The sequence below is a fragment of the Kitasatospora acidiphila genome (assembly GCF_006636205.1).
GTDB classification, from domain to species: domain Bacteria; phylum Actinomycetota; class Actinomycetes; order Streptomycetales; family Streptomycetaceae; genus Kitasatospora; species Kitasatospora acidiphila.
On record NZ_VIGB01000003.1, the window covers coordinates 938,977 to 959,788 of the forward strand.

A 20,812-nucleotide genomic window follows, 5' to 3' on the forward strand; every position below is an offset into this window, starting at 1 on the left:
GCTTGACCGCAACCATCCCTCGAAACGGACTGGACCCCACCAAGAATGGCAACGATGTCAGCCGGACACCGAACGTTCCCCCGCAACCTCGCCGCTGCGGGAGCCCTCCTGCTGGGTGCGACCACGGCGGCAGTGCTGCTGCCGACCGCGGCCTTCGCTGCGGAACCGGAGTCCATCACCACGCATTCCGGCGCCACGACCGACCAGGAGCGCAGCCGGATCGATGCCTACTGGACGCCCGCGCGGATGAAGCTGGCGGGTGCCTTGGTCCCTGAGGCCACCCCCGTGCCCGGGGACGACAACACGCCTGACGATCCGCGCCCGCTTCCCCCGAACACGCTTGATCCCGGGGCCGTTTGGACGCACGGCGGCGCGGTGAACGAGAGCGTCGGCCGTCTCTTCTTCACCTTCTCCGACGGCTACGACGGCAGTTGCACCGCAACGGTCGTCAACAGCGCGAACCGCAGCACCATCATCACGGCAGCGCACTGTCTGCGGGGCGTCGGGGCTCCCGCCATCGACAAGACGTGGAACCACAACCTCTATTTCGTGCCCGGCTACCGCAACGGCACGAAACCGCTCGGCGGCTTCAGCATCAAGAACGCGGCCACGTCCTCCCGTTGGGACGCCGATCCGAGCAAGACGACCTCGAGCGATGTCGCTGTCGCCGGTTACGACACCGGAATCCTGGTAGCGAACCGTTCTGCCCAGGGACGGCGGATCGCGGAGGTCACGGGAAGCCAGCGGATCGCGTTCACCAAGCCCGTCGAGGACGAGTTCATCCACACCTTCGGGTACCCGAAGGACCAACTCAACAACCCCAGCGCCAAGTACAACGGATCACGCATGATCCACTGCGCCGGACCGGCCCAGCCCGGCCCCAAAGCCCCCCTCCTGTGGGGTGAGCCCTGCGACATGTCACACGGGGCGAGCGGTGGTCCCCACCTCGCACGGTTCGACACCCGGACCGGCGTCGGCACCGTCGTCGGCGTCACCACCACCAGCGGCGACCTCGCGGGCGGCCAGGCCAACACGCTCTACGCCACCCGCCTGGGCGACAGCGCCCACCGCCTCTACGACTGGGCGCAGACGCGACCGGCCTGACCTCTTGCCCAGTCCCTGCCCGGCCGGCGCCTTCTCCCGGCCGGGCAGGACCCGTGCTCTACCAACGGCACCGCATCTCGCATGCGGGGTGCAGTGAGCTCAGGTAGCGGCAGAACTCCAGGAACTACGGCCGGTTCTTGGAACGGGGTATATCGTCGAAGAGAGGAAATCGACGTGGCAAGACCTGTTTTCCCAACGGCTGCATCGATTCTCGACATCTCCAGGAGATGAATTCGATGACGACAGCGTCCGAAACCCCCGTCCTCGACACCCTCGCTGCCATGACCCTCGACTCGGTCGAACGGTGCGGCTTGCCGGCGGGCAATCTCGTCCTCACCCGGATCGCGGCTCTCGTCGCCATGGACGCGCCGGAGGTCTCGTACCTCGCCCACATCGGCGCCGCCGTGGAGTCCGGCCTCACCGCCGACCAGGTGCAGGACGTCCTCGTGGCCATCGCGCCGATCGTCGGCACGGCTCGGGTGATGTCGGCGGCGACCCGCATCGCCGATGCGCTCGGATTCGCCATAGCCGTGGCCGAGGCCGAGGCGGGAGGGTAGCCACTGGAACCATCCCCACCCGGCACGGCGCTTGAGGATGACCGGAGTCAGCGGACGGCACCGGCAGCCCACACGATCTCGGAATGGCGGGGTACCTGCTGGGCACCGAAGCCGCGCGCCGAGGCGGGTGGCGGTGCGCGTCCGGATCATCCGTCTCTCTTGGTGCGTGTCCCTGGCCAACTCTGCCTGCCAGCACGGCTGGAAGCCCGTTTCCCGGACAAGTCCGGTCACCCCCGGCTAGGGTGAGCGGCAACTGCACGGGATGACGGGGGTCTGACGTGAGCCAGTTCGCCATGCCCGATCCCTCACGGGCTCGGGATGTGTCGGAATTCGTGCGGCTGCTGGACGAGGCGCGGATCAACGCCGGCCGCCCTTCCTACCGGACCATCGCCAAGCGCGTCGGCCCGCTCATGCGGCCGCCGCGCGTGGTGGCGTACTCGACGGTCAGTGACCTGTTCAAGGTCGGACGCCGCCGACTGGACCTCGATCTGGTCGTCGCGATCGTCCGGTCTCTGGGCGTTGCGGAGTCAGAGGTGGCCCGCTGGCGCGAGGCGTGCGTGCGGGTGCATGCCGATGCGAAGTCCGGCGGACCGACCGGCGTGTTCCGGCAGTTGCCGCACGACTTGTCGACCTTCGTCGGGCATGAGCGGCTGCTCGCCGAGTTGGTGGCGGCGCTGACACCACGTGTCGCGCCGAGTGTGCCGGCGACAGCCGTCGCAGTGGTCGAGGGCATGGCCGGAGTGGGGAAGACCCAGCTGGCCGTCCACGCCGCGCACGCTTTGGTCCGCGACGGCTGGTATCCGGACGGCCAGTTGTACGTGAACCTGCGCGGCTTCGATCCGGTGGACCGGCCGACCGACGCGGCGACGGTCCTGGAGTCGTTCCTGCGGGCCCTGGAGGTCCCGGCCACGCAGATCCCGGCCGATCCGGGCGAGCGCGCGGCGATGTTCCGCGACCGGGTGCACGACCGCAGGATGCTGATCCTGCTCGACAACGCCGCTGACGAGGACCAGGTGCGGGACTTGATTCCGGCAGGCCCGGCGTGCCGGGTGCTGATCACGAGCCGCCGCTGCCTGCTCCGGCTGGACGGGGCCGGGCGATACGTGGTCGAGCCGTTCAGCGCGGCGGAGGCGGTCGGGCTGCTGGCTCGGATCGCCGGGGACGGGCGTGTCGCCGCCGAGCCGGAGGCGGCGCGCTCGGTCGCGGCGAGGTGCGGCGGTCTGCCACTGGCGGTGGCGTTGTCCGCCGCGCGCTTGCGGAGCCGGCCGTTGTGGACGGTGGCCGATCTGGACTCCAGGCTGCGCGACGGCGGACTGCAGAAGCTCGGCAGCGATGCCGTCCACCACACCGTTGACCTGTCCTACCGTCACCTCGCCGCCGACACGCAGAGCCTGTTCCGCGCGCTGGCCGCTGTTCCAGGGCCCGACTTCGACGTCTTCGTCGCCGCCGCGGTCGCGGATCTGGCGGCTTCCGAGGCGGAGGCGCTGATCGAGGACCTTGTCGACGTCCACCTGGTGCAGCAGCATCTGCCGGGCCGCTACCGCATGCACGACCTGGTGGCCGCCCACTCCCGGGCGGTCGCGGTCGGCCGGGCCGAGGAGCACGACCGAGCTGTGGAGCGCGGCTTGGACTACTACCTGCATCTGGCCATCCGCGCCGCGGAATGCCTAGCGCCCGGAACCGCGGTCACCCACCCGCCGGTGGCGTGGCCGCCGCGATCCGGTCCGCCGTTGGCCGGCTTCGCCGAGGCGATGGCGTGGCTGGAGGACGAAAGGCCCAGCCTGTGCGCGGCGATCGAACTGGCCGCCCGGACCGGCCGGAACCAGCACGCTTGGCGACTCCCCCAGGCGCTGTGGTGGTTCCTCTGCACCCGCGGATACATGGACGACTGGGATGCGGCGAACCGGCTCGCGGACGCCGCAGCCCACGCGCTCCAGGACGCGCGCGCCCGCGCCCACATGGCCAAGTGCATCGGGACCGCGAGTTGGCGCACCGGCCGAGGCAGCGCCATCGAGGAGCTGACGGTGGCACGGACGCTCTTCCACGAGCTGGGCGACGTCGACGCCGAGGCCGCCGCGGAGAATCTCGTCGGCAACGCGTACAACTCGCTGGGCAACCTGCGCGAAGCCGTCGAGCACTATCGGCGGTCCGTGGAGCTGTATCGCTCCTCCGGCCGCACCGACGAGCTCTACAAGCCCCTCGGGAACATCGGCAACAGCCTGCTGGATCTCGGTCGCTATGCTGAGGCGCTGCCCATGCTGGAAGAGATCCTGGACATCGTCGTGGCCCGCGGCATCGTGGGCCAGGACGCCCGCGCCCGCTCCCATCTGGGCAGAGCCCTGGCGGGCGTCGGGCGCTTCGCCGAGGCGGCGACCGCCTTTCGCACCTCCGCCGACGCCGCGCACCGCCACGGTGACAGCGTCGTCGAAGCCCTGAGCCTGAGCGGTTGGGCGCTGTACCGGCCGGGCGACCACGGCATGGCTGAGGATCGCGCCATCTTCCTCGCCGCCCTGGACCTGACGCCCGTCGCCGAGCATCCGGAGACCAGGACCACCGTTCTCAACCGGTATGCGGTGGCGCTCCGCAAGTCCGGGGATGACAGCGAAACCGACGAGATCCTGCGCACCGCGCTGGAGTTGGCCATCCGCTACGGCGTCCGGCGTGATGAGGAGATCTCCCGCAGCGAGCTGGCCGAGTTGCACCGGGCCACCGATCCGGCGTTCGCCGACGCTCAACTCGAGCAAGTGCGCGCGATCCGAGCCGAGATGGGCATGAGCGCCGACGCTCGGATCGTCGTCTGAGCAGGCCAGCGGCTCTGAGCAGCAGGCAGCGCTACAGATAGCACCGCCGGTATCTGGCGCTGCCCACGATCCGGCCGGTGCGCATGGCGAGTTGGGCCAGCAGGGCGGCGCGGCGGTCGGCGGGGCCGACCAGGTCGGGCAGGCGGATCAGGAGGCTCCCCCAGGCCGCGGCGGCCTCCGGTAGCCGGGAGGGGGGCATGCCATGGTCGGCGAAGTCCCGGTAGAGCTGGGGGTGCGAGCGGCCGTAGCGGTACAACTGGCGTTCGATCGCTCGTGGTTCGGCGCGGAGTCGGTAGTGCACGACGGCGCCGGGTGCGAAAGCCAGCCGGTGGCCGGCCAGTTGGGCGCGCCAGAAGAACTCGACGTCGTCGCTGCCGTAGCGGTAGCTCTCGTCGAAGCCGCCCAGGCGGCGCCAGAGCTCCTTGTGGAAGCCGCAGTTGGCACCCGCCGGGTAGGGCAGGAAGGCGAAGGTGTCGAGTAGCGCATCGGACTCCTTCGGCGGGCGCGCGGCGAGGGCCACCCGGGCGTTGAGCTTGCGGCGTTCGAGCGCGCCCCCGACGGCGGGCGTGGTGCCCAGGACGTCGACCAGGCCCGCCATCCAGCCGGGGGCCACCACGTCGTCCGCGTCGCAGCAGAGCACGAATTCGCCGCGCGCGTGGTGGCAGCCGATGTTGCGCGCGCGGTTGACACCGCAGCCGTCGGCGGCGTCGACCACCCTCAGCTGCGGCATCCGCTGCTGCCAGGACCGCAGCAGCGCGCGGGTGCCGTCGCTCGATCCGTTCTCGACGGCGATGACCTCCCAAGCGCCCGGGTAGGTCTGGCAGCCCAGGGCCGCCAGCTGCGTGGCGATCGTCGCCTCGGCGTTGCGCGCGGGCATGACGACCGAGACCAGGCTCACCGGATGGACCTGGTCGCTCATCCGCTGCTCCGTGCGGCCGGGCGCAGCGCCTGGACGGTGCGGAGCAGCGCGGCGGTGTCGCGCAGATCGGCCAGCACCGCATCGGCCCCCGCGTCCGTCAGCACGGCGGCGCTGCTCGCACCCGAGGCGACGGCGATCACCCGGGCGCCGCCGATGCGTGCCGCCCGCACGTCGCGCGGGGTGTCGCCGATCAGGACGGTGCTGTCGGCGTCGAAGTCGTGCCCGTACGCGGCCGCGGCGCGCCGCCGGGCCACCGGGACGAGGGCTGCCCGGTCGTGTGCGTCGTCGCCGTAGCCGCCGACGCCGAGGTCCAGGAACTCCGCCAGCCCGAACAGCCGCAGCTTCAGGATGGCGTTGGGCTTCAGGTTCCCGGTCAGGACGGACTGCGCCACCTCCCGCTGCTCCGCCATCGCCCGCAGCGCCTCGACGGCACCGGGCAGGACCCGTCCGGCGGCCCGGAACTCAGAGGCCAGCCGCCGCAGTTGGGCGGCCAGCTCGGCGGTGACCAGGCTCTGCACGACCGGGCTGACGCCGTGCCGGGCGAACAGCTCGGCCATGATGTCCAGTTCGGTGCGGCCCGCGATGGCGACCGGGTGGCGGGCGGGCCGGCCGGTGAGCCGTTCGAAGGCGCGCGGGTAGATCACCTGGCAGAGGCCGCCGTCGTCGATCAGCGTGCCGTCGATGTCCCACAGCACCAGGAGCCGCTTCACACCCGGGCCGCCCGTCGGCGCGGCGCTGGCTCGACCGTGAACGGGCCCCGCCGCGCGGTGCAGGCCGCGCCGTGCCGGGCGGCGAGGGCCAGCGCATCGGCCGTGGTCGCCCCGGCGGCGAGCGCATAGGTGAGGACGGCTGCGAAGTTGTCCCCGACCCCGTAGGTGTCCACCAGGGGCCCCGGCGCCCGGGCGGGCCGGTAGCGGCGCGGGGCCTGGCCGCAGCGGGTGAACACGCCGCCGCGGCGGCCTTCGGTGCTGACCACCAGGTCGGGCAGCGTTCGCAGCAGTGCGAGGTCGCAGCTCTCGGCCGGGTCGCAGCCGCTGCCCACCAGCGCGTCGACCCTGACGCCGGAGTCCAGCACGGTGCCGAACTCGCGCGCCGTCACCACCAGCACCCCGGCCCGTCGGGCCCGGCGCAGCAGGGCGGCGTCCCCTGCGGTGAAGAACACCGCCTCGTAGGAGGTCAGCTGATCCCAGTCGAGAGGATCCGCCGCAGCGGGTTGCAGCCGCCTCCCCAGGGTGATGGTGGTGCGCTCGCCGGAGCGGTCGACCAGGCTCACCGCCTCACGGGTCGGGTCGGCCCGGGAGGCGGCCAGCACCCGCACACCTCGGCGTTCGAGCTCGGTTCGCGAGCGGCGCCCGGCTCGGTCGTCGCCGAGGGCGGTGAAGAAGGCGCAGTCGCCTGCCAGTTCGGCGAGCCGGACGGCCGCGACCGCGCCGCCGCCTGCGGGGCCCTGCCAGAGCGGTTCCGCATGGATCACCTCGCCGGCGGTGGGCAGTTGGTCGAGACCGGCGATCGTCGTCCATTCGACGTGTCCCACCACGGCCACCCGCGGCCGGCCGCAGGGAGCCGTCGCACCGGCGAGGCGGAGGTCTTCGTCCATCACTCCTCGACTCTCGCGGTCCATCGCTCCTCGACTCTCGCGCCGGCCCGTCGCCGGCGCCGACTCCAAGACGATCACCGCTACCGGGACGATCACCGCTTCCAGAACACCACCGCATGCCCGTACCCGCACTGCCCCCTACGCCGATCGAGGGCATGTTGACGAACCGTGAATGGCGGCCCCGGGCGGGCTCCGTGATGATGGGCCCCTGGGCATTTCGGATCCGTGCACGAACCAGTGGCCGTGCGGCCACCCGGCCGCTCGACGGAGGCGCGTGTGAGGACGGAGGTGTGCGTGAAGGACGTGGATGCGGTCCTCTTCGATTTCGACGGAACCCTGTGGGATCCGGAGTCCGAGATATTCCGCGCCCATGCGGAGATCTTCCTGGAATTCGGCCACCCGCTCCCGAGGGAGGTGTGGTCGTCCGTCGTCGGCACCATCGGCTTCGACCTGTGGACGCACCTCGAACGGCTCACCGGGCGTCCGGTGGACCGCCGTCAGGCGCAGGAGCGGGTCCGGGTCCGGCAGCGGGAGCTGCTCGGCGGGCTGTCCAGCCGCCCAGGGGTGCATCGGGTCCTGGGGGCGGTGGACGCGTTGGGGATCTCCCGTGGCATCGTCAGCAACTCGACCAGGGAGTGGATCGCCCGGTACACGCGGCAGTGCGGCATCGCCGATGGCTGGCGCACGGTGCAGTGCGCAGACGGGGACCGCAGTGGCGCGAAACCCGAGCCGAACCTGTATGTCGCGGCGCTGGCCTCGCTGGGGGTTCCCCCCGAGCGGGCGGTGGCGTTCGAGGATTCGCCCAGCGGCGTCCGCGCGGCGAAGCGGGCCGGAATCCGGTGCGTCGTCATACCGAACTCGATGACCGCCTCGCTCGATCTCCATGAGGCGGATCTGCGGTTCGAATCATTCGAGCAGATCGATCTGCCCGGAGTCCTCAGCAGGAAGACGCGAAGAGGGAAACCGATGAATCAGGCCGTCAGCGCGAAACCGGATCCGGTGTCCGAGCAGGACGTCGCGGGTGCACTCCAGCACTACTACTACCTCCCGGACGAACTCCGGGTGGTCAAGGGCGAGGGTGTCCACCTCTATTCCGAGGACGGTCGGCGCTATTTCGACTGCTCCTCGGGGACCTTCAATCTGAGCCTGGGATATGCCCACCCCGAGATCGTGGAGACGGTCCGTGAACAGGCCGGCCGGCTCATCCACGTCACCTCCAAGTTCCAGACCGAGCCGCTGAACGCGCTGGTGTCGAAGCTGGCCGAGGTCTCACCGCCGAACCTCACCCGGGTGCACCTGAAGTCGGCGAGCGGCTCCGACGCCAACGAGAGCGCCGTCAAGATCGCCCAGGTGCACACCGGGAAGTCCGATGTGATCACGCTCTTCCGCGGCCACCTCGGCCAGACCCTCGGCATGATCGGTGCCTCCGGCGCCGCGTTCCGGCGGGCTCCCTTCCCCTCGCACCTACCCGGCGTGGTGCACGTCCCCGATCCGCACTGCCTGCGCTGCTTCTACCGGCAGGAGCGGGACACCTGCGGCCTGCTGTGCGTCGAGCGGATCAACGACTTCATCGACTACGCGAGCACCGGCCGGGTGGCCTGCCTGGTACTGGAGCCGATCAGCGGCAACGGCGGCAACGTCGTTCCGCCCGACGGCTATCTGCAGGCGCTCAAGAAGCTGTGCGAGGAGCGCGGGATCGTGCTGGTCTTCGACGAGATCCAGACCGGGTTCGGACGCACCGGCCGGATGTTCGCTGCCGACCACTTCGGTGTCGCCCCGCACATGCTGACCTTCGGCAAGGGCCTCGGCGGCGCCGGGATGCCCATCGCCGGCATCCTGACCGAGGAGCGGCTGGCCGGCGTGGAGGGGCACCACATCAACTCGACCTTCGGCGGCAATGTGCTGGCCGCCGCGGCCGCGCTGAAGACCCTTGAGGTCATCGGCCGTCCGGGCTTCCTGGAGAACGTGCGGACCATCGGCGCGTACGTGCTGGACCGGTTGCGCGATCTGGCCTCGAAGGTGTCGTTCGTGCGGGAGGTGCGCGGCGTCGGGCTGATGATCGGCATCGACATCGTGGACGGCGCCGGTCGTCCCGACCCGCGACTCACCAACCACCTGGCCGAACTCGGCTTGGAGCACGGGCTGTTGCTGCGAACCTCGCTGTACGGGCACGGCAATGTGCTGAAGGTCCGACCGGCACTGATCATCACCCGTCAGGAGGCGGACGAGATGTGCGACCTGTTGGAGCGACTCTTCCTCTCGGTCTCATGAAGGGCCTGGTCCAGGAGCTGTCCCGGCAGATCCGGACGGCCGTCCGCACCGGCCTCCACGAGGTCGGCAGCCGCTATGTGCAGGGCACGGCGAAGGGCGGGGACGCCGAGTTCCCCGTCGACCTGCTCGCCGAACGCGCCGCCTGGGACTTCCTGACGGAACGGGAGGAGCCCATCGCCGTCTACACCGAGAGCGAGGGGCTGCGCACGATCGGCCGGAACCCCGAGTGCGTGCTGATCATCGACCCGATCGACGGGACCCGAGGCGCCGCCGCCGACCTGGAGATGGCCTGCGTCTCCATCGCGGCGGCGCCCTTCGGCGAGGCGCCCACCATCGGGGACATCCGGTACGCGATGCTCCAGGAGATCAAGTCCGGCAACTGGCTCTACGCCGACGCCGACGGGGGCGGGCTCGAATCCGGCGGCTTTGCGGCGCCGGTACCCCGCCTGTCCGCCACCGTCGATCCCGACCGGATGTTCTGGTCGCTCGAATTCAACGGCCACCCCGCGGAGTTGATGATCGGAGCCTACGGCCATCTGATCGACGCCTCGGCCAACACCGGTGGCGTGTACGTCTTCAACAGCGCCTCCTTCTCCATCTCACGGATCATCACCGGACAGATGGACGCCTACGTCGACATCGGCAACCGGCTGCTTCGCGATCGCCCCGCCACCGAACCGGACTTCCGCCGGGTCGGCCACGGGAGCATCCTGCACCTGTTCCCGTATGACATCGCGGCCTCGGTCTTCCTGGCGGAGCGGGCCGGGGTCACCATCACCGACGCCTACGGCAAGCCGCTGCACGACACCCTGCTGCTGGACATCGGCCCGCTGAACCAGCGCTCCTGCGTCGCCGCCTGCACACCGCAGTTGCACGCGGCGCTGATCGATTCGATCCGCTGGTAGGAGGCACCCGTGGTGACCGATCGCCGGCACCTCACGGTCACGGCCACCCGCCCGGCCGGCGGGTGGACCGACGAGGCGGCCCTGTCGGCCGTCGCCGACGCCCTCGGCCTCGCGGTCGAGTACGAGATCCTGGACGGCGGATCCCCGGCCCGGGTCTACCGGGCCACCGCCTCGACCGGGGAGGACCTGGCGGTCAAGATCCTGGTGCCCGCACCGGGCGCCGTGGACGGCCACGATCTGGAGTCGTTCCGCCACAAGCTTCGCCAGATCGACCACCTGCGCACTCTGGCACCACGGTTGGCGGCACACTATCTGCCGATCGGGCACTTCCTCGACGGCGACGGCTGGTCGGCCTGTACGACGCCCTTCTACGAATCGGCGGACCTGGCGGCACCGCTGCGGAAATCCGCCCAGGGGACGCGGGAGTTCTTCCGCCGGTACACGGCAGTCGTCCAGACGCTGGTCCTGGACGGGTACGCCGTGCAGGCCCACCCCACCCCGGCCGGCCATGTCGCGGAGGTCGTCGTGGGCCGGTTCCTGCGGCGGCTGCCCGTGCTGCACCGAGTGCTGCCCGCCGAGCTGATGACCGCCGAGCGCCTCACCGTCAACGGCGTGCCGTGCCGGGCCCCGCACTTGGTGCTGGAGCGGCTGGCGGGCCGGCTGGCCCGGCTGGCACCCGCCCGGCTGGGGGCTCCCGCCCACGGCGACTTCAACACGCGCAACGTGCTGCTGTCGACCCGCCCCGGCGCGACCGTCGAGGACTTCCGGCTGATCGATCCGCGCGGCTCCACCGCGCCGTGGGATCCGGTCTACGACCTGGCGAAGACGCTCTTCAGCCTCAGCGTGTGGGATCCCGCGCTCCGAACGGGCTTCTCGGTGAGCCGGTCGAGGCGGCACGGCTATGAAGTGGGTTTCCGGCAGCCGGTGTTCCCGGGCTACCGCGGGGCGATTCACCGGTTCCTGCCCCAACTGGCCTCGTCCGAAGGGCTGTCCGGGTTGTTCCGTGACGATCCGGGCTGGCTGGAGCGGCTGCTGCTCACCCACGACCTGCATGTCCTGGCCGAGGCACCGTGCCGGCTCTCGGACCGCAAGCCCAAGCCCGACGTGCGGGGGAACGACTCCGCGCCCATGGAACTCGCGCTCGGGCACTATCTGCTCGGCACACTGCTGATCAACGATCTCGCCGCGCAACTCGGCCGCACCGGGCACCTGGACGCCGAACGCCACCTGGCACTGGTGGCCGACCATCTCCCCCAGGGCTGACCGGTGTCAGGCGAGCGGCCGGCCCGCCAGATGGGCGAGCGCGGCATCCAGGCCGGGGCCCAGCAGACGGTGCCGGGTGCTGCGCAGCACCAGCCGGGGCGGGCGCCGGCAGCCGGCGCGGGCCTCGTCGCCCTGGACGGCCACCACCCGGGTGGGCAGCTCCAGGGCCTGCTGGACCTTGGACATCAGCTCGAACCGGGTCACCACGTCACGTCCGCCGTAGTGCACGACGCCGGTGCGCCCCCAGAGCTCGGCCACGGCCGGGCCGAGACCGGGCAGGTAGACGGGAGCGCAGACCAGATCCGTGCGGGCCGGGGTCGTCGACCCCGCCAGGCGGGCCAGGAAGGTGTTCGCCCAGGGACCGCGCCCGTAGACGAGCGGGATCCGCACCACCAGGTGTCCGCCGTCGGCGCGCAGCAGGTCCTCGGCCGCCGCCTTGGTCCGACCGTAGACATTGACCGGGGACCGGTGGTCGTCCTCGGTGTACTGGTGACGGGTGCCGTCGAAGACGTTGTCGCTGGACAGGAAGACCAGTTTGGCCGCCGAGCCGCGCACGGCGTCCAGGAGGACTTCGATGGGACGGACGTTGAGGCGGTGGGCCAGCTCGGGGTCGGCTTCGGCCACCTCCAGCGGGACCAGGCCGGCCGCGTGGATGACGAGGTCGAAGCCGTCGGCCGCGAGCGCCGACAACCGGCGCTCGTCGCGCAGGTCCAGCTGGACCAGCCCCGGGACCGGCCGGGTGGCGAAGGTGCCGACGACCTCGTGACGCGCCCTCAGATGGCTCCACAGGCCGCCGCCCACGAACCCTGAGGCACCGAGCAGCAGGATCCGCAGGCGCGATTCCGACGGCAAGTCACCTACGCCCGGCGGCCAATATCGGCTCATATCAGACATTTTATGGCACTGTTGGTGAGAGATCCGGTGGGAGGCAGCAATGAAGGCCGTCGTGTTCGAGGATGTGGGCCGGGCGGGGATCCATGACCGCGCGGTGCCCTCGTTCGATGCCCACGACGTCCTGGTCAAGGTGGCGGCCACCGGCATCTGCGGCACGGACCGGGCGATCCTGCTGGGCGAGTTCCCCGCGCGGCGGGGCGTGGTGCTGGGGCACGAGGCGGTCGGCGCGGTGACCGCGGTCGGGGCCGCGGTCGCCTCGGTGGCGCCGGGCGACCGGGTGGTGATCAACCCGACGTACCACTGCGACCGGTGCCGCCCCTGCCGCCGGGGCATGCCGGCCCACTGCGGGGCGAAGGCGGGCCGGGAGGTCGGCGTCGACCGGGACGGCACGATGGCCGACTTCGCCGTGGTGCCCGAGCGCTTCGTCCACCGGCTGCCCGCCGAAGTGCCCTACCGGCGAGGGGCCCTGGTGGAGCCGCTCGCCTGCGTGCTGAACAACCTGACGGCGGCCCGACTGCGCTGGGACGACCGGGTGCTCGTGGTCGGCGCCGGTCCGATCGGTGCGCTGTGCGCGCTGGTCCTGGCCTGGCGCGGCGCCAGGGTGACACTGGCCGAGCGTGATCCGGGGCGGCTGGACATCGCCCGCCGACTGCTGCCACACGCGGTACGGGTGCTGGCCGCCGAGGAGGCGGCCGCGGCGGGCGCACCCGATGCGGTCATCGACACCACGGGCGCGCTGCCGGGTGACCTCCTGGGCACGGTGACGGCCGGGGGCACCGTCGTGGTGATGGGCGAACGGGAGGCCGCCGTCGCCGCCGTCCCGCTGCGGGCCCTGGTGACCAGGGGGATCCGCCTGGTGGGGGCCGGGCCGTACCGGCCGGCGGACTTCGAGCTGGCGGTGGAGCTCGCGTGCGAACTGCCGCTGGAAGGGCTGGTGACCCATGTGCTGCCGCTCGAACGGTACGCCGAGGCCCTGACCCTGCTGGCCGCCACACCGGCCTCGGAGCCCGAGGGGTACAGCGCGATGAAGATCCTGCTCACCACGGACGAAGGCGTTGCGCCATGAGTCCCGGGCGGCGGCCGTCCTTCGTTGACGGGACGCTGTGGCTGGACGGGCGCCCCCGGTTCCTCATCGCGGGCGAGTACCCCTACTACCGGGATCACCACGGACGTTGGGCGGCCAAGCTGGGCGCCATGCGCGACGCCGGCATCGAGGTGGTCACCTGCTACGTCCCCTGGCGGCACCACGAGGTCGGCCGGGGCGGCGACCGGCGGTTGTGCTTCGCCGGGGACGGCAACCGGGATCTGGTCGGCTTCCTGGAGCTGATCGCGGCGACCGGGCTGCTCGCGGTGCTGAAGCCGGGCCCCTTCGTCCATGCCGAGCTGCCCTTCGGCGGGCTGCCCGACCGGATCAGCCCGACGCTCGATCCGGGGCGGCACGCCGCCCGGTCGGCCGACGGCCGGCTATTGCCCTACCAGCAGTTCGTACTGCCCTCGGCTCTCGACCCGGCGTACCTCGCGGACGCGACCGGTTGGCTGCGCGCCGTCGGCCTGCTCCTGCGGCCGTTCCTGCATCCGCGCGGGCCGGTCGTCGCCGTCCAGATCGGCAACGAGGGGAACTACGGGGAGACTTCCCTTCCGCTCGACGCCCTCGACTACTCGCAGCCGGGTGCCCAGGCCTTCGCCCGCTTCGCGCCCGGCGTGGCCGCGCCCACCCTGGCGGGGTTTCCTTGTTCCGCCAATGGGGTTATCTCGCTAGCCAGTTGGGCGAGCTGGTCGGCCGAGGTGCTCGCCACCGGGATGGCGGCGCTGGCCGACGCAGTCGGGCCGGACGTCCCCGTGTTCACCACGTACTCGCCGCCGGCCAGAACCGACCGCGACCCCGGCAGGGCAGCCGGACGGTACGACGCCTGGCTGGCCAGGAACAGAGTCGGCGCGGTCACCGAACTTCCCCGCGCCTATACGAGTTGGACCGGCAATGTGATCTCCGATGACGAGGCGCTGGTCAACTACGTCCTGGCGGCAAAGGGCGGGCGAGGTCCCAACATCGAGGAGAACTGGGGCCTTAGCTGGGCGGATTCGAGCTGCGCCTTCCCGGTGGTGCCGATTCATCACACCCTGCTCGGCGTGGCGTGCGGGGCGACCGGCGTCGCCGTCTATCCGGCCTGCGCGACCGCGGGTTGGGGCGAGCACCTTGCGGTGGCGCAGACCGCCGGCGATCCCGGGCAGTTCGAGCCGCCGTACGGGGATGCCGCCCCGATCCTGCTGGATGCGAGACCCGGCGCGGCCTTCGCCGCGGTGCGGGTGCTGACCCACTTCCTGGCCGGGCGCCAGCACGAGCTGGCCGTCTCCCGCCCGGAGAGCGGCGTGCGGTGGGGCGTCCATCCGACGTACGCGGCAGTCGGTGCCTGGGACTGGGCGATGAACTTTGCTGCCGGACACGGGGATTGGCGGGTTCCATCGGCCGAGCGGACGCTGGTGCCGTTCGTCGCCCACTGCCTGCGACGCAACCTGCCCTTCCAGTTGGAGGAGTTGACCGGCCGCGCGGCGCTCGATCCCGCCGCCGGTCCCCTGGTCGCCGCGTCGGGCCGCTTCATGGAGCGGGCCCTGCAGCAGCGGCTCGCACGGTTCGCCGAGCACGGCGGGTCGCTGCTGGTGATCGGCGAACTGCCCACGTTGGACGAAGACTTGCGCCCCTGCGCCGAGCTTGCCGATGCGGTGGCGGGCCGGGTGCGCGTGGCGTCCGGCGACGGGCAGCCCATCGGGGCGGCCGTCGAGGAGTGGCTGAACGAGAGCTGCGACGTGCCCGTGCGTGCCCGGCCGGGGGCGTGGCTCGAACTGCGCAGGACCACCGCGGATCCGCAGGATGTGCTCGTCTTCCTCTTCAACCGCACGGGCGAACCCCTGCGGGCCCGGAGCGCGTGCGGGGAGCACGTCGTCACGGCGGACCTGGTCGGGGGCGGGTGCGCCGTCGTCCAGGTGTCGCACGGACGGCTCGGGGCCTGCTACGTGAAGGGGCTGAACGAGCAGACCGGCGACGGGGTACCGGTCCGGGTGCGGGTGGGAGGCGATGTGTTGAGCACGGACCGGCCGTGCGACCTGTCCGCCCTGCGCGGGCCGGGCAGCGACCCGCGTGGTGGCGGTGGTGAGCGGGGCGAGGACCTGGCTGCCGGGCGCGGGCCGGGCGGCTTCGAGGTGCGTACCGCCGCGGTGCGGGGCGAGGCCCGCGTAGTGCTGCCGGAGGTCCCATGACCCAGTCACCCCAGGCTGAGGCGGTCGGCCTCGATGTCGGCGCGAGCAAGATCGCGGCGGTCCGGCTGACGGCTGACGGCACGGTGTCGGCCCGGGCACGCCAGTCCACCCCGCGCCACACCGCGGCCGAACTGGTAGCCGCCATCGGCGAGTTGATGGCGGAAGTGGGCGGCGATCGGGTCACCGCTGTCGGCGTCGGGCTGCCCGGGATGGTCGACGCGGCTACCGGGGCGCTGGCCTTCGCGCCCGGCCTGCACTTCGCGCGAGCCCCGCTGCGGGCGATGATCGCAGATGCCGTGGGACTGCCCGTGGTCGCGGACAACGACGCCAATGCCGCCGCGTGGGCCGAGTACCGGCTCGGCGCGGGGCGGGGCCACGAGCACCAGGTGCTGGTGACACTGGGCACCGGTCTGGGGTGCGGCGTGGTCGTCGCCGGGCGGCTGCTGCGCGGCGCGCACGGTTTCGCTGCCGAGGCCAGCCATCTGACGGTCGATCCGCTGGGGCCGCTGTGCGAATGCGGGAAGCGCGGGTGCTGGGGCGTGTCGGCGTCCGGCGCCGCCATAGCGCGCCTGGGGCGACAGGCCGCTGCGGCCCGCCCGGCGTCGCTGCTGGCCCACCTGCTCGGCGAGGGCGCGCGGGGTGGGGGTGCGCGGGGTGCGGAGGAAGGCTCGGGGGATGCGGGCGAGGGCGCGCGGGGCGGGGGCGAGGGATCGTGGGATGCGGGTGAGGCGGTCACCGAGGCCGCTCGTGGCGGCGATGCCGAGGCCCTGGACATCCTGGAGCGGGTGGGGACGCTCACCGGCACCGGGCTGGCCGCCCTGGCCAATGTGTTCGACCCCGCCGTGCTGATCGTGGGCGGCGGACCGGTCGCCGCGGGAGATCTGCTGCTCGCGCCCGCGCGGGCCTCGTTCGCCCGGCAGCTGTACTCCCCCGGCGACCGCCCGGCCGTGCCCGTGCTGCCGGCGCACTTCGGGGCCGATGCCGGTGCGATCGGCGCGGCACTGCTGGCGATCGAGACGACGACGTGAGCCGTGAGGGGTCGCGCCACGGCGCGTTGAGCAATGGCCCCGCTACGGCGCCTTGAGCAGCGGCAGGACCACCTCGTCGAGGATCTCGGCGATCACCGCCTCGCCCGGGACCTCGCCGCTCACCAGGAATGCGTCGCGGAGCAGGCTCAGCGGCAGGGAGACGGCGCGCCTGGTCAGGCGGGCCGGGTTGACCTCACCGCGGTCCGCGGCGCGGCGCATCATCGCCTCCAGGGTGTCCACCGGGCCGAAGGCCAGCATTCCGGCGCGGAAGCGGGCGCGCAGCTCGGGAACGCGCAGCATGTCGACCATCAGGCCGTGGACGGTCGCCAGCGGCAGGTCGTCGAAGCGGTGCAGCAGCCGGCCCAGGAAGGTCTCCAGGTCGGATCTCAACTCGCCGGTGTCGGGCGGCTCCTGGTAGTCGGGAGCATTGCGGTCGAGTGCCGCCATGACCAGTTCGGCCCGGTTCGACCAGCGGCGGTACAGCACCGGTTTGCTGGTCCGGGCCCGCAGCGCGACGCCGTCCATGGTGAGCGTGTCGTAGCCGTGTTCGGCGAGCTCGGCCCAGACGGCGTCGAGGATCGCCCGCTCCAGTTCGTCGCCGCGTCGGCGTGACGCCTTGCCGCCCTCAGTCGTGTCGGTCGCCATGGATCCCGCACCAGGTTCAGTAGATACGTTGCGTTTCTTATCGAGGTCAGTCTACAGTCGAAGACAGGAAACGCGCCGTATCTTATTCGCAAAGGGGTACAGCCATGCGCACCAGTCGATCGACCGAGGTCCTCATCGTCGGCGCCGGCCCGGTAGGCCTCGCGCTCGCGGTCACACTCGCCCGGAGCGGCGTCAACTGCCGTGTGATCGAACGGGATCCGAGGTTCCGTGAGCACAGCCTCCGAGCCCGGGGCATCAACCCGCGCACCCTGGAGGTCTTCGACGACCTCGGCATCGTCGACGAGATCTACGCCCGCGGCGAGCTCAACCTCAAGATCCGCAGCTATCAGGGTCCCCGGATCGTCAGTGAGGTCGACCCGGCCGCGGCCAACTCCCCCACCCCCGACCGCCCGCACCTGGGCATGATGATGCTCGCCCAGCACCACACCGAGGCCGTGCTGCGCGGCCGACTGGCCGACTACGGCGTCAAGGTGGAGCTGGACACCGCACTGGTCGACTACACCCAGGACGCGGACCAGGTCACCGCCACCGTCCAACACGGCGAGCACAGCGAGCAGATCACCGCCCGCTACCTGATCGGCTGCGACGGTGGACGCAGCACCGTCCGCAAGCTGACCGGCATCCCGTTCCTCGGCGAGACCTGGGACGAGGAACGGTACCTGATGGCCGCCGTGCAGATCGACGGCCTGGACCTGGACTACCTGCACCTCTGGGAGGACGCTGAATTCGGTGTCGGCGCCCTGGCGTTGATCCCCCTTCGGTCCGACGGCAACTGGGCCGTCAACGCCGCGGTACGCCCGGACCGGCACGGCGAGGTGCCCGAGCCCACGCTCCCCGTCTTCCGCCGGCTCTTCGCCGAACGGGCCGGCCTGCCCGGGGTCGAGCTGCGCGACCTGGTGTGGTCGACGGTCTGGCGGCCGACCGTCCGCATGGTCGAGCGGTACCGCAGCGGCCGGGTGTTCCTCGCCGGCGACGCCGCGCACTGCCACTCCGCGGCCGGCGGTCAAGGCATGAACACCGGGATCCAGGACGCGCACAATCTGGGCTGGAAGCTGGCGGCCGTGCTGCGCGGCGCCCCGGACGCGCTGCTCGACAGCTACCAGGCCGAGCGGCTGCCGGTGGCCCGGGCGGTGCTCGACGCCACCACGGTCCAGCACCGGGCGCTGTTCAAGGAAGGCGGCGCGAACGCCCTGGCCGATCAGTTCCGCAACCGGACCAGCGCGGCGGGCTCCGACTTCAGCGGCCTGTCCATCGCCTACCGGGGCGGACCGCTCAGCCGCGACCTCGACGGCTCCACCGGCATCCGGGCCGGCGACCGCGCCCCGGACGCCCCCTGCCGCACCGCGAACGGGCATCCGGTCCGCCTCTTCGACCTCTTCCGCGGCGCGCACTTCACCCTGCTCCACTTCAGCGACCGGCCGCCGCTGCCCGGCCTGCCGAGCCTCCCCCTGCTGCGCCAGGAGACCGTTCACGACCCCGCCGGCCACGCCCGCCGCGCCTACGGCATCACCGGCGACGCGATGGTACTGGTCCGCCCGGACGGCTACGTCGCACTGACGGGCGGGGCGGCGGACCTGGGACGGTTCAGTGACTGCGTCCACGAGTTGGTCCGCTGACCGGCAACAGCCAGGCCCGCCGCCCGGCCGGCGCGCCACCGGGCGGCGCACCGGACCAGTGCCTACGTCCACGAGTTGGTCCGCCGACCGGCAACACCCGGGCTACCGCCCAGCGGGCGCGCTGCCGATCAGCAGCACCGTGATGACCAACAGGACGGTCGCTCCCGCGAGTTCGAGCAAGACGGCGCGGCTTGGCAGGGTGTCACGCCGGGACAGGCGGCTGCGGCCCACGGCGGCGACGGCGAGCACCGCCAGCAGCACGCCGGCCTTGGCGAGCAGCAGTCGGCCGTACGGCGTGCCGGTCAGGGCGGCTGGGCTGCCGAGTTCACGGAAGGCCTGGTAGAGGCCGGTGACGACAAGCAGCCCCACCGCGCCGAAGGCCAGCCGGGAGAAGCGCGCGGTGGTGGTCAACAGCGGTGCGCTGGAGCCTCGTTGCAGCAGTACGGCCAGGGTGAGCAGCCCGCCGGCCCAGACAGCCATCGCGGCGACGTGCAGGGTGGTGACCAGCAGGGCGATCGGCACCAGGGTGCCTTCGGCCGCGTGGCTGGTCTCGCTCCAGGTGAGCGCCAGCAGCAGGGTCAGGGCCACGGCCGCGATGCCGCCCGGGACGCTTCGGCGCAGTAGCGGCCCGCCGGCCGCGGCGGTCAGGGCCAGCAGCAGGATGCGGGCGACCAGCACCTTCCCCTCGTCGGTGGGAAGGGTCGCCGCCAGCAGATTCCGGTCCGCGAGGTGGGCGAGCGACTCGCCCTGGGTGGCCGGCCCGTAGCTGAAGAGTTGGAGCAGCGTGCCGGCCAGCAGCGCTGTCCAGCCCAGTGTGGCGGGCCAGCGGAGCTCGGTCGGCGCGCCGGGCGGCAGGCAGTAGAGGCGGATCGCGGCGTAGCCGACCAGTGCGGCCAGCCCGGCGAAGCCCAGCCAGACGGCCAGGTTGAGGACGGCGTCGGTGACCGGGTCGCTGCGCTCTGCCCCGCCCGCCGCGATGGTCCGGCTGGGCGCACCGACCGAGAAGGTCAGCGTGCCGGTGGTGGTGTGGCCGTCATCGGCCGCCGTGGCACGCCAGTTGAGCACGAAGGTGCCCGGCCGCTCCTCGGCGCTGAGTGCCATGGCCACGGTGGCGGCGCCGCCACCGGAGTCCGCGCCGCGCAGCGGTCCGCTGTCGACCCGGCGCCCGTCCGGTCCGATGACCCGCACCGAGCTCAGCGCCAGGGTCACCGGCTCGGAGAAGCGCAGCGTCAGTTGGCGCGGTTCGGCGGCAAGCACCGCACCGTTCGGCGGAGTTGCGCAGACCAGGCTCGCATGCGCGGCAGCGGGGCCGGCGAGCGCCAGCAGAGCCCCGAGCGCCAACCCGGCGGCCACCACGATTCTGCGCAACTGCGCGGTAATGGAGGTCAGTTGCATGCACCTGCGGCCCGTCGCCGGCGGAGCAGCTGGTCGGCCCCGAGGCGGTAGTCCGCCAACGCGCCCTGATCCGGCACGAAGTGCCACCGGCCCGCCTGGTAGACCATGGTATTGCTGCCGGCGGTGGTGGCGCGGTGCCAGTCCACCCGGACCGTGGTCGGATCCACGGTGGTGCTCCTGTCGATCGCATAGGGTGCGCCGACGGCCGGTCGGCACTCGGTGTTGAGGCGGACGAAGTCGGCCTGGCTGATGGCCTGCTGTCCGCTCTCGTCCCACAGGCTCCAGGCCTGGGCCCAACCGCCGCCGGCCAGTAGCCCGAACTCCTGGGAGGCGACCGAGTCGGCCTGCAGGGACTGGGGTTGCGGTGGTGTGGCCGGGATGCTCGGCCGGGACGGGCTCGACGAGCAGCCGGTGGCCGCCAGGCCGAGGAGCAGCGCGGCCGTTGCTCCGACCGCCGACCGCCGACGTGCTGCGCGGTGCATCGTCGACTCCGCTCTGCGGTGGCGGGACCGGGCTCGGGGCGGGGGTCCGTGGTCGCCGCCCT

General features: G+C 72.0%; 17 protein-coding genes. 10 read left to right on the plus strand and 7 right to left on the minus strand.

Features of this window, described 5'->3' with window-relative positions:
• The first annotated feature begins 132 nt into the window (after nucleotides 1-132).
• The 3 genes from E6W39_RS05105 (at nucleotide 133) to E6W39_RS05115 (ending at nucleotide 4,462) form a co-directional block, all read left to right on the plus strand.
• Complete coding sequence (locus E6W39_RS05105) at nucleotides 133-1,104, plus strand: trypsin-like serine peptidase (RefSeq protein ID WP_228717977.1); 972 nt, start codon at nucleotides 133-135, stop codon at nucleotides 1,102-1,104.
• 236 nt (nucleotides 1,105-1,340) lie between these two features.
• Nucleotides 1,341-1,661, plus strand: coding sequence for a carboxymuconolactone decarboxylase family protein (locus E6W39_RS05110; RefSeq protein ID WP_141632466.1), 321 nt, complete (start codon nucleotides 1,341-1,343; stop codon nucleotides 1,659-1,661).
• A gap of 320 nt (nucleotides 1,662-1,981) precedes the next feature.
• Entirely contained in the window at nucleotides 1,982-4,462 is a 2,481-nt protein-coding gene (locus E6W39_RS05115; protein ID WP_181799106.1) for an ATP-binding protein, read from the plus strand.
• Between the two features lie 31 nt (nucleotides 4,463-4,493).
• On the opposite strand, the gene E6W39_RS05120 is transcribed toward E6W39_RS05115, so the two are convergent.
• Genes E6W39_RS05120 through E6W39_RS05130 form a run of 3 tightly spaced genes read right to left on the minus strand, consistent with a single transcriptional unit; the run spans nucleotide 4,494 to nucleotide 6,978 of the window.
• Entirely contained in the window at nucleotides 4,494-5,381 is an 888-nt protein-coding gene (locus E6W39_RS05120; protein WP_141632468.1) for a glycosyltransferase, read from the minus strand.
• Nucleotides 5,378-6,091, minus strand: coding sequence for an HAD family hydrolase (locus tag E6W39_RS05125; RefSeq protein ID WP_181799107.1), 714 nt, complete (start codon nucleotides 6,089-6,091; stop codon nucleotides 5,378-5,380). Before E6W39_RS05125 ends, E6W39_RS05120 begins: the two co-directional genes overlap by 4 nt.
• Complete coding sequence (locus tag E6W39_RS05130; protein ID WP_181799108.1) at nucleotides 6,088-6,978, minus strand: PfkB family carbohydrate kinase; 891 nt, start codon at nucleotides 6,976-6,978, stop codon at nucleotides 6,088-6,090. The genes E6W39_RS05125 and E6W39_RS05130 overlap by 4 nt, the downstream gene beginning before the upstream one ends.
• A gap of 294 nt (nucleotides 6,979-7,272) precedes the next feature.
• Between E6W39_RS05130 and E6W39_RS05135 the strand changes: the two genes are divergently transcribed.
• From E6W39_RS05135 to E6W39_RS05145, 3 genes are read left to right on the plus strand one after another with little or no spacing between them, the layout of a single operon-like run.
• A complete protein-coding gene (locus E6W39_RS05135) occupies nucleotides 7,273-9,249 on the plus strand; it encodes an aminotransferase class III-fold pyridoxal phosphate-dependent enzyme (RefSeq protein ID WP_181799109.1) in 1,977 nt (658 codons plus the stop codon).
• Entirely contained in the window at nucleotides 9,246-10,154 is a 909-nt protein-coding gene (locus E6W39_RS05140) for an inositol monophosphatase family protein (RefSeq protein WP_141632472.1), read from the plus strand. Before E6W39_RS05135 ends, E6W39_RS05140 begins: the two co-directional genes overlap by 4 nt.
• 9 nt (nucleotides 10,155-10,163) lie before the next feature.
• Nucleotides 10,164-11,417 carry a phosphotransferase family protein gene (locus E6W39_RS05145; RefSeq protein ID WP_141632473.1) on the plus strand — a complete coding sequence of 418 codons (1,254 nt, stop codon included), beginning with the start codon at nucleotides 10,164-10,166 and terminating at the stop codon, nucleotides 11,415-11,417.
• Nucleotides 11,418-11,423: 6 nt separating this feature from the next.
• On the opposite strand, the gene E6W39_RS05150 is transcribed toward E6W39_RS05145, so the two are convergent.
• Entirely contained in the window at nucleotides 11,424-12,269 is an 846-nt protein-coding gene (locus E6W39_RS05150; protein WP_181799110.1) for an SDR family oxidoreductase, read from the minus strand.
• Nucleotides 12,270-12,351: 82 nt separating this feature from the next.
• Here E6W39_RS05150 and E6W39_RS05155 point away from each other — a divergent pair, with 82 nt between their 5' ends.
• The 3 genes from E6W39_RS05155 to E6W39_RS05165 are packed head-to-tail and all read left to right on the plus strand — an operon-like array spanning nucleotide 12,352 to nucleotide 16,591.
• Nucleotides 12,352-13,377, plus strand: a complete 1,026-nt coding sequence (locus E6W39_RS05155) for a zinc-dependent alcohol dehydrogenase (RefSeq protein ID WP_141632475.1) — start codon at nucleotides 12,352-12,354, stop codon at nucleotides 13,375-13,377.
• Nucleotides 13,374-15,563: a beta-galactosidase gene (locus E6W39_RS05160; protein ID WP_141632476.1), complete on the plus strand. Its 2,190-nt coding sequence runs from the start codon at nucleotides 13,374-13,376 to the stop codon at nucleotides 15,561-15,563. Before E6W39_RS05155 ends, E6W39_RS05160 begins: the two co-directional genes overlap by 4 nt.
• Nucleotides 15,560-16,591: an ROK family protein gene (locus E6W39_RS05165; protein WP_141632477.1), complete on the plus strand. Its 1,032-nt coding sequence runs from the start codon at nucleotides 15,560-15,562 to the stop codon at nucleotides 16,589-16,591. Before E6W39_RS05160 ends, E6W39_RS05165 begins: the two co-directional genes overlap by 4 nt.
• 42 nt (nucleotides 16,592-16,633) lie before the next feature.
• Here the strand turns inward: E6W39_RS05165 and E6W39_RS05170 are convergent, their stop codons facing one another.
• Nucleotides 16,634-17,236, minus strand: coding sequence for a TetR/AcrR family transcriptional regulator (locus tag E6W39_RS05170; protein WP_141632478.1), 603 nt, complete (start codon nucleotides 17,234-17,236; stop codon nucleotides 16,634-16,636).
• Nucleotides 17,237-17,340: 104 nt separating this feature from the next.
• Between E6W39_RS05170 and E6W39_RS05175 the strand changes: the two genes are divergently transcribed.
• Nucleotides 17,341-18,873: an FAD-dependent monooxygenase gene (locus tag E6W39_RS05175; RefSeq protein ID WP_141632479.1), complete on the plus strand. Its 1,533-nt coding sequence runs from the start codon at nucleotides 17,341-17,343 to the stop codon at nucleotides 18,871-18,873.
• A 102-nt stretch (nucleotides 18,874-18,975) separates the two neighbouring features.
• On the opposite strand, the gene E6W39_RS05180 is transcribed toward E6W39_RS05175, so the two are convergent.
• Together E6W39_RS05180 and E6W39_RS05185 are read right to left on the minus strand one after the other, a co-directional pair.
• Nucleotides 18,976-20,241 carry a copper resistance CopC/CopD family protein gene (locus tag E6W39_RS05180; protein WP_181799111.1) on the minus strand — a complete coding sequence of 422 codons (1,266 nt, stop codon included), beginning with the start codon at nucleotides 20,239-20,241 and terminating at the stop codon, nucleotides 18,976-18,978.
• A 17-nt stretch (nucleotides 20,242-20,258) separates the two neighbouring features.
• Nucleotides 20,259-20,750 carry a hypothetical protein gene (locus E6W39_RS05185; protein ID WP_141632481.1) on the minus strand — a complete coding sequence of 164 codons (492 nt, stop codon included), beginning with the start codon at nucleotides 20,748-20,750 and terminating at the stop codon, nucleotides 20,259-20,261.
• Nucleotides 20,751-20,812 lie beyond the last annotated feature (62 nt).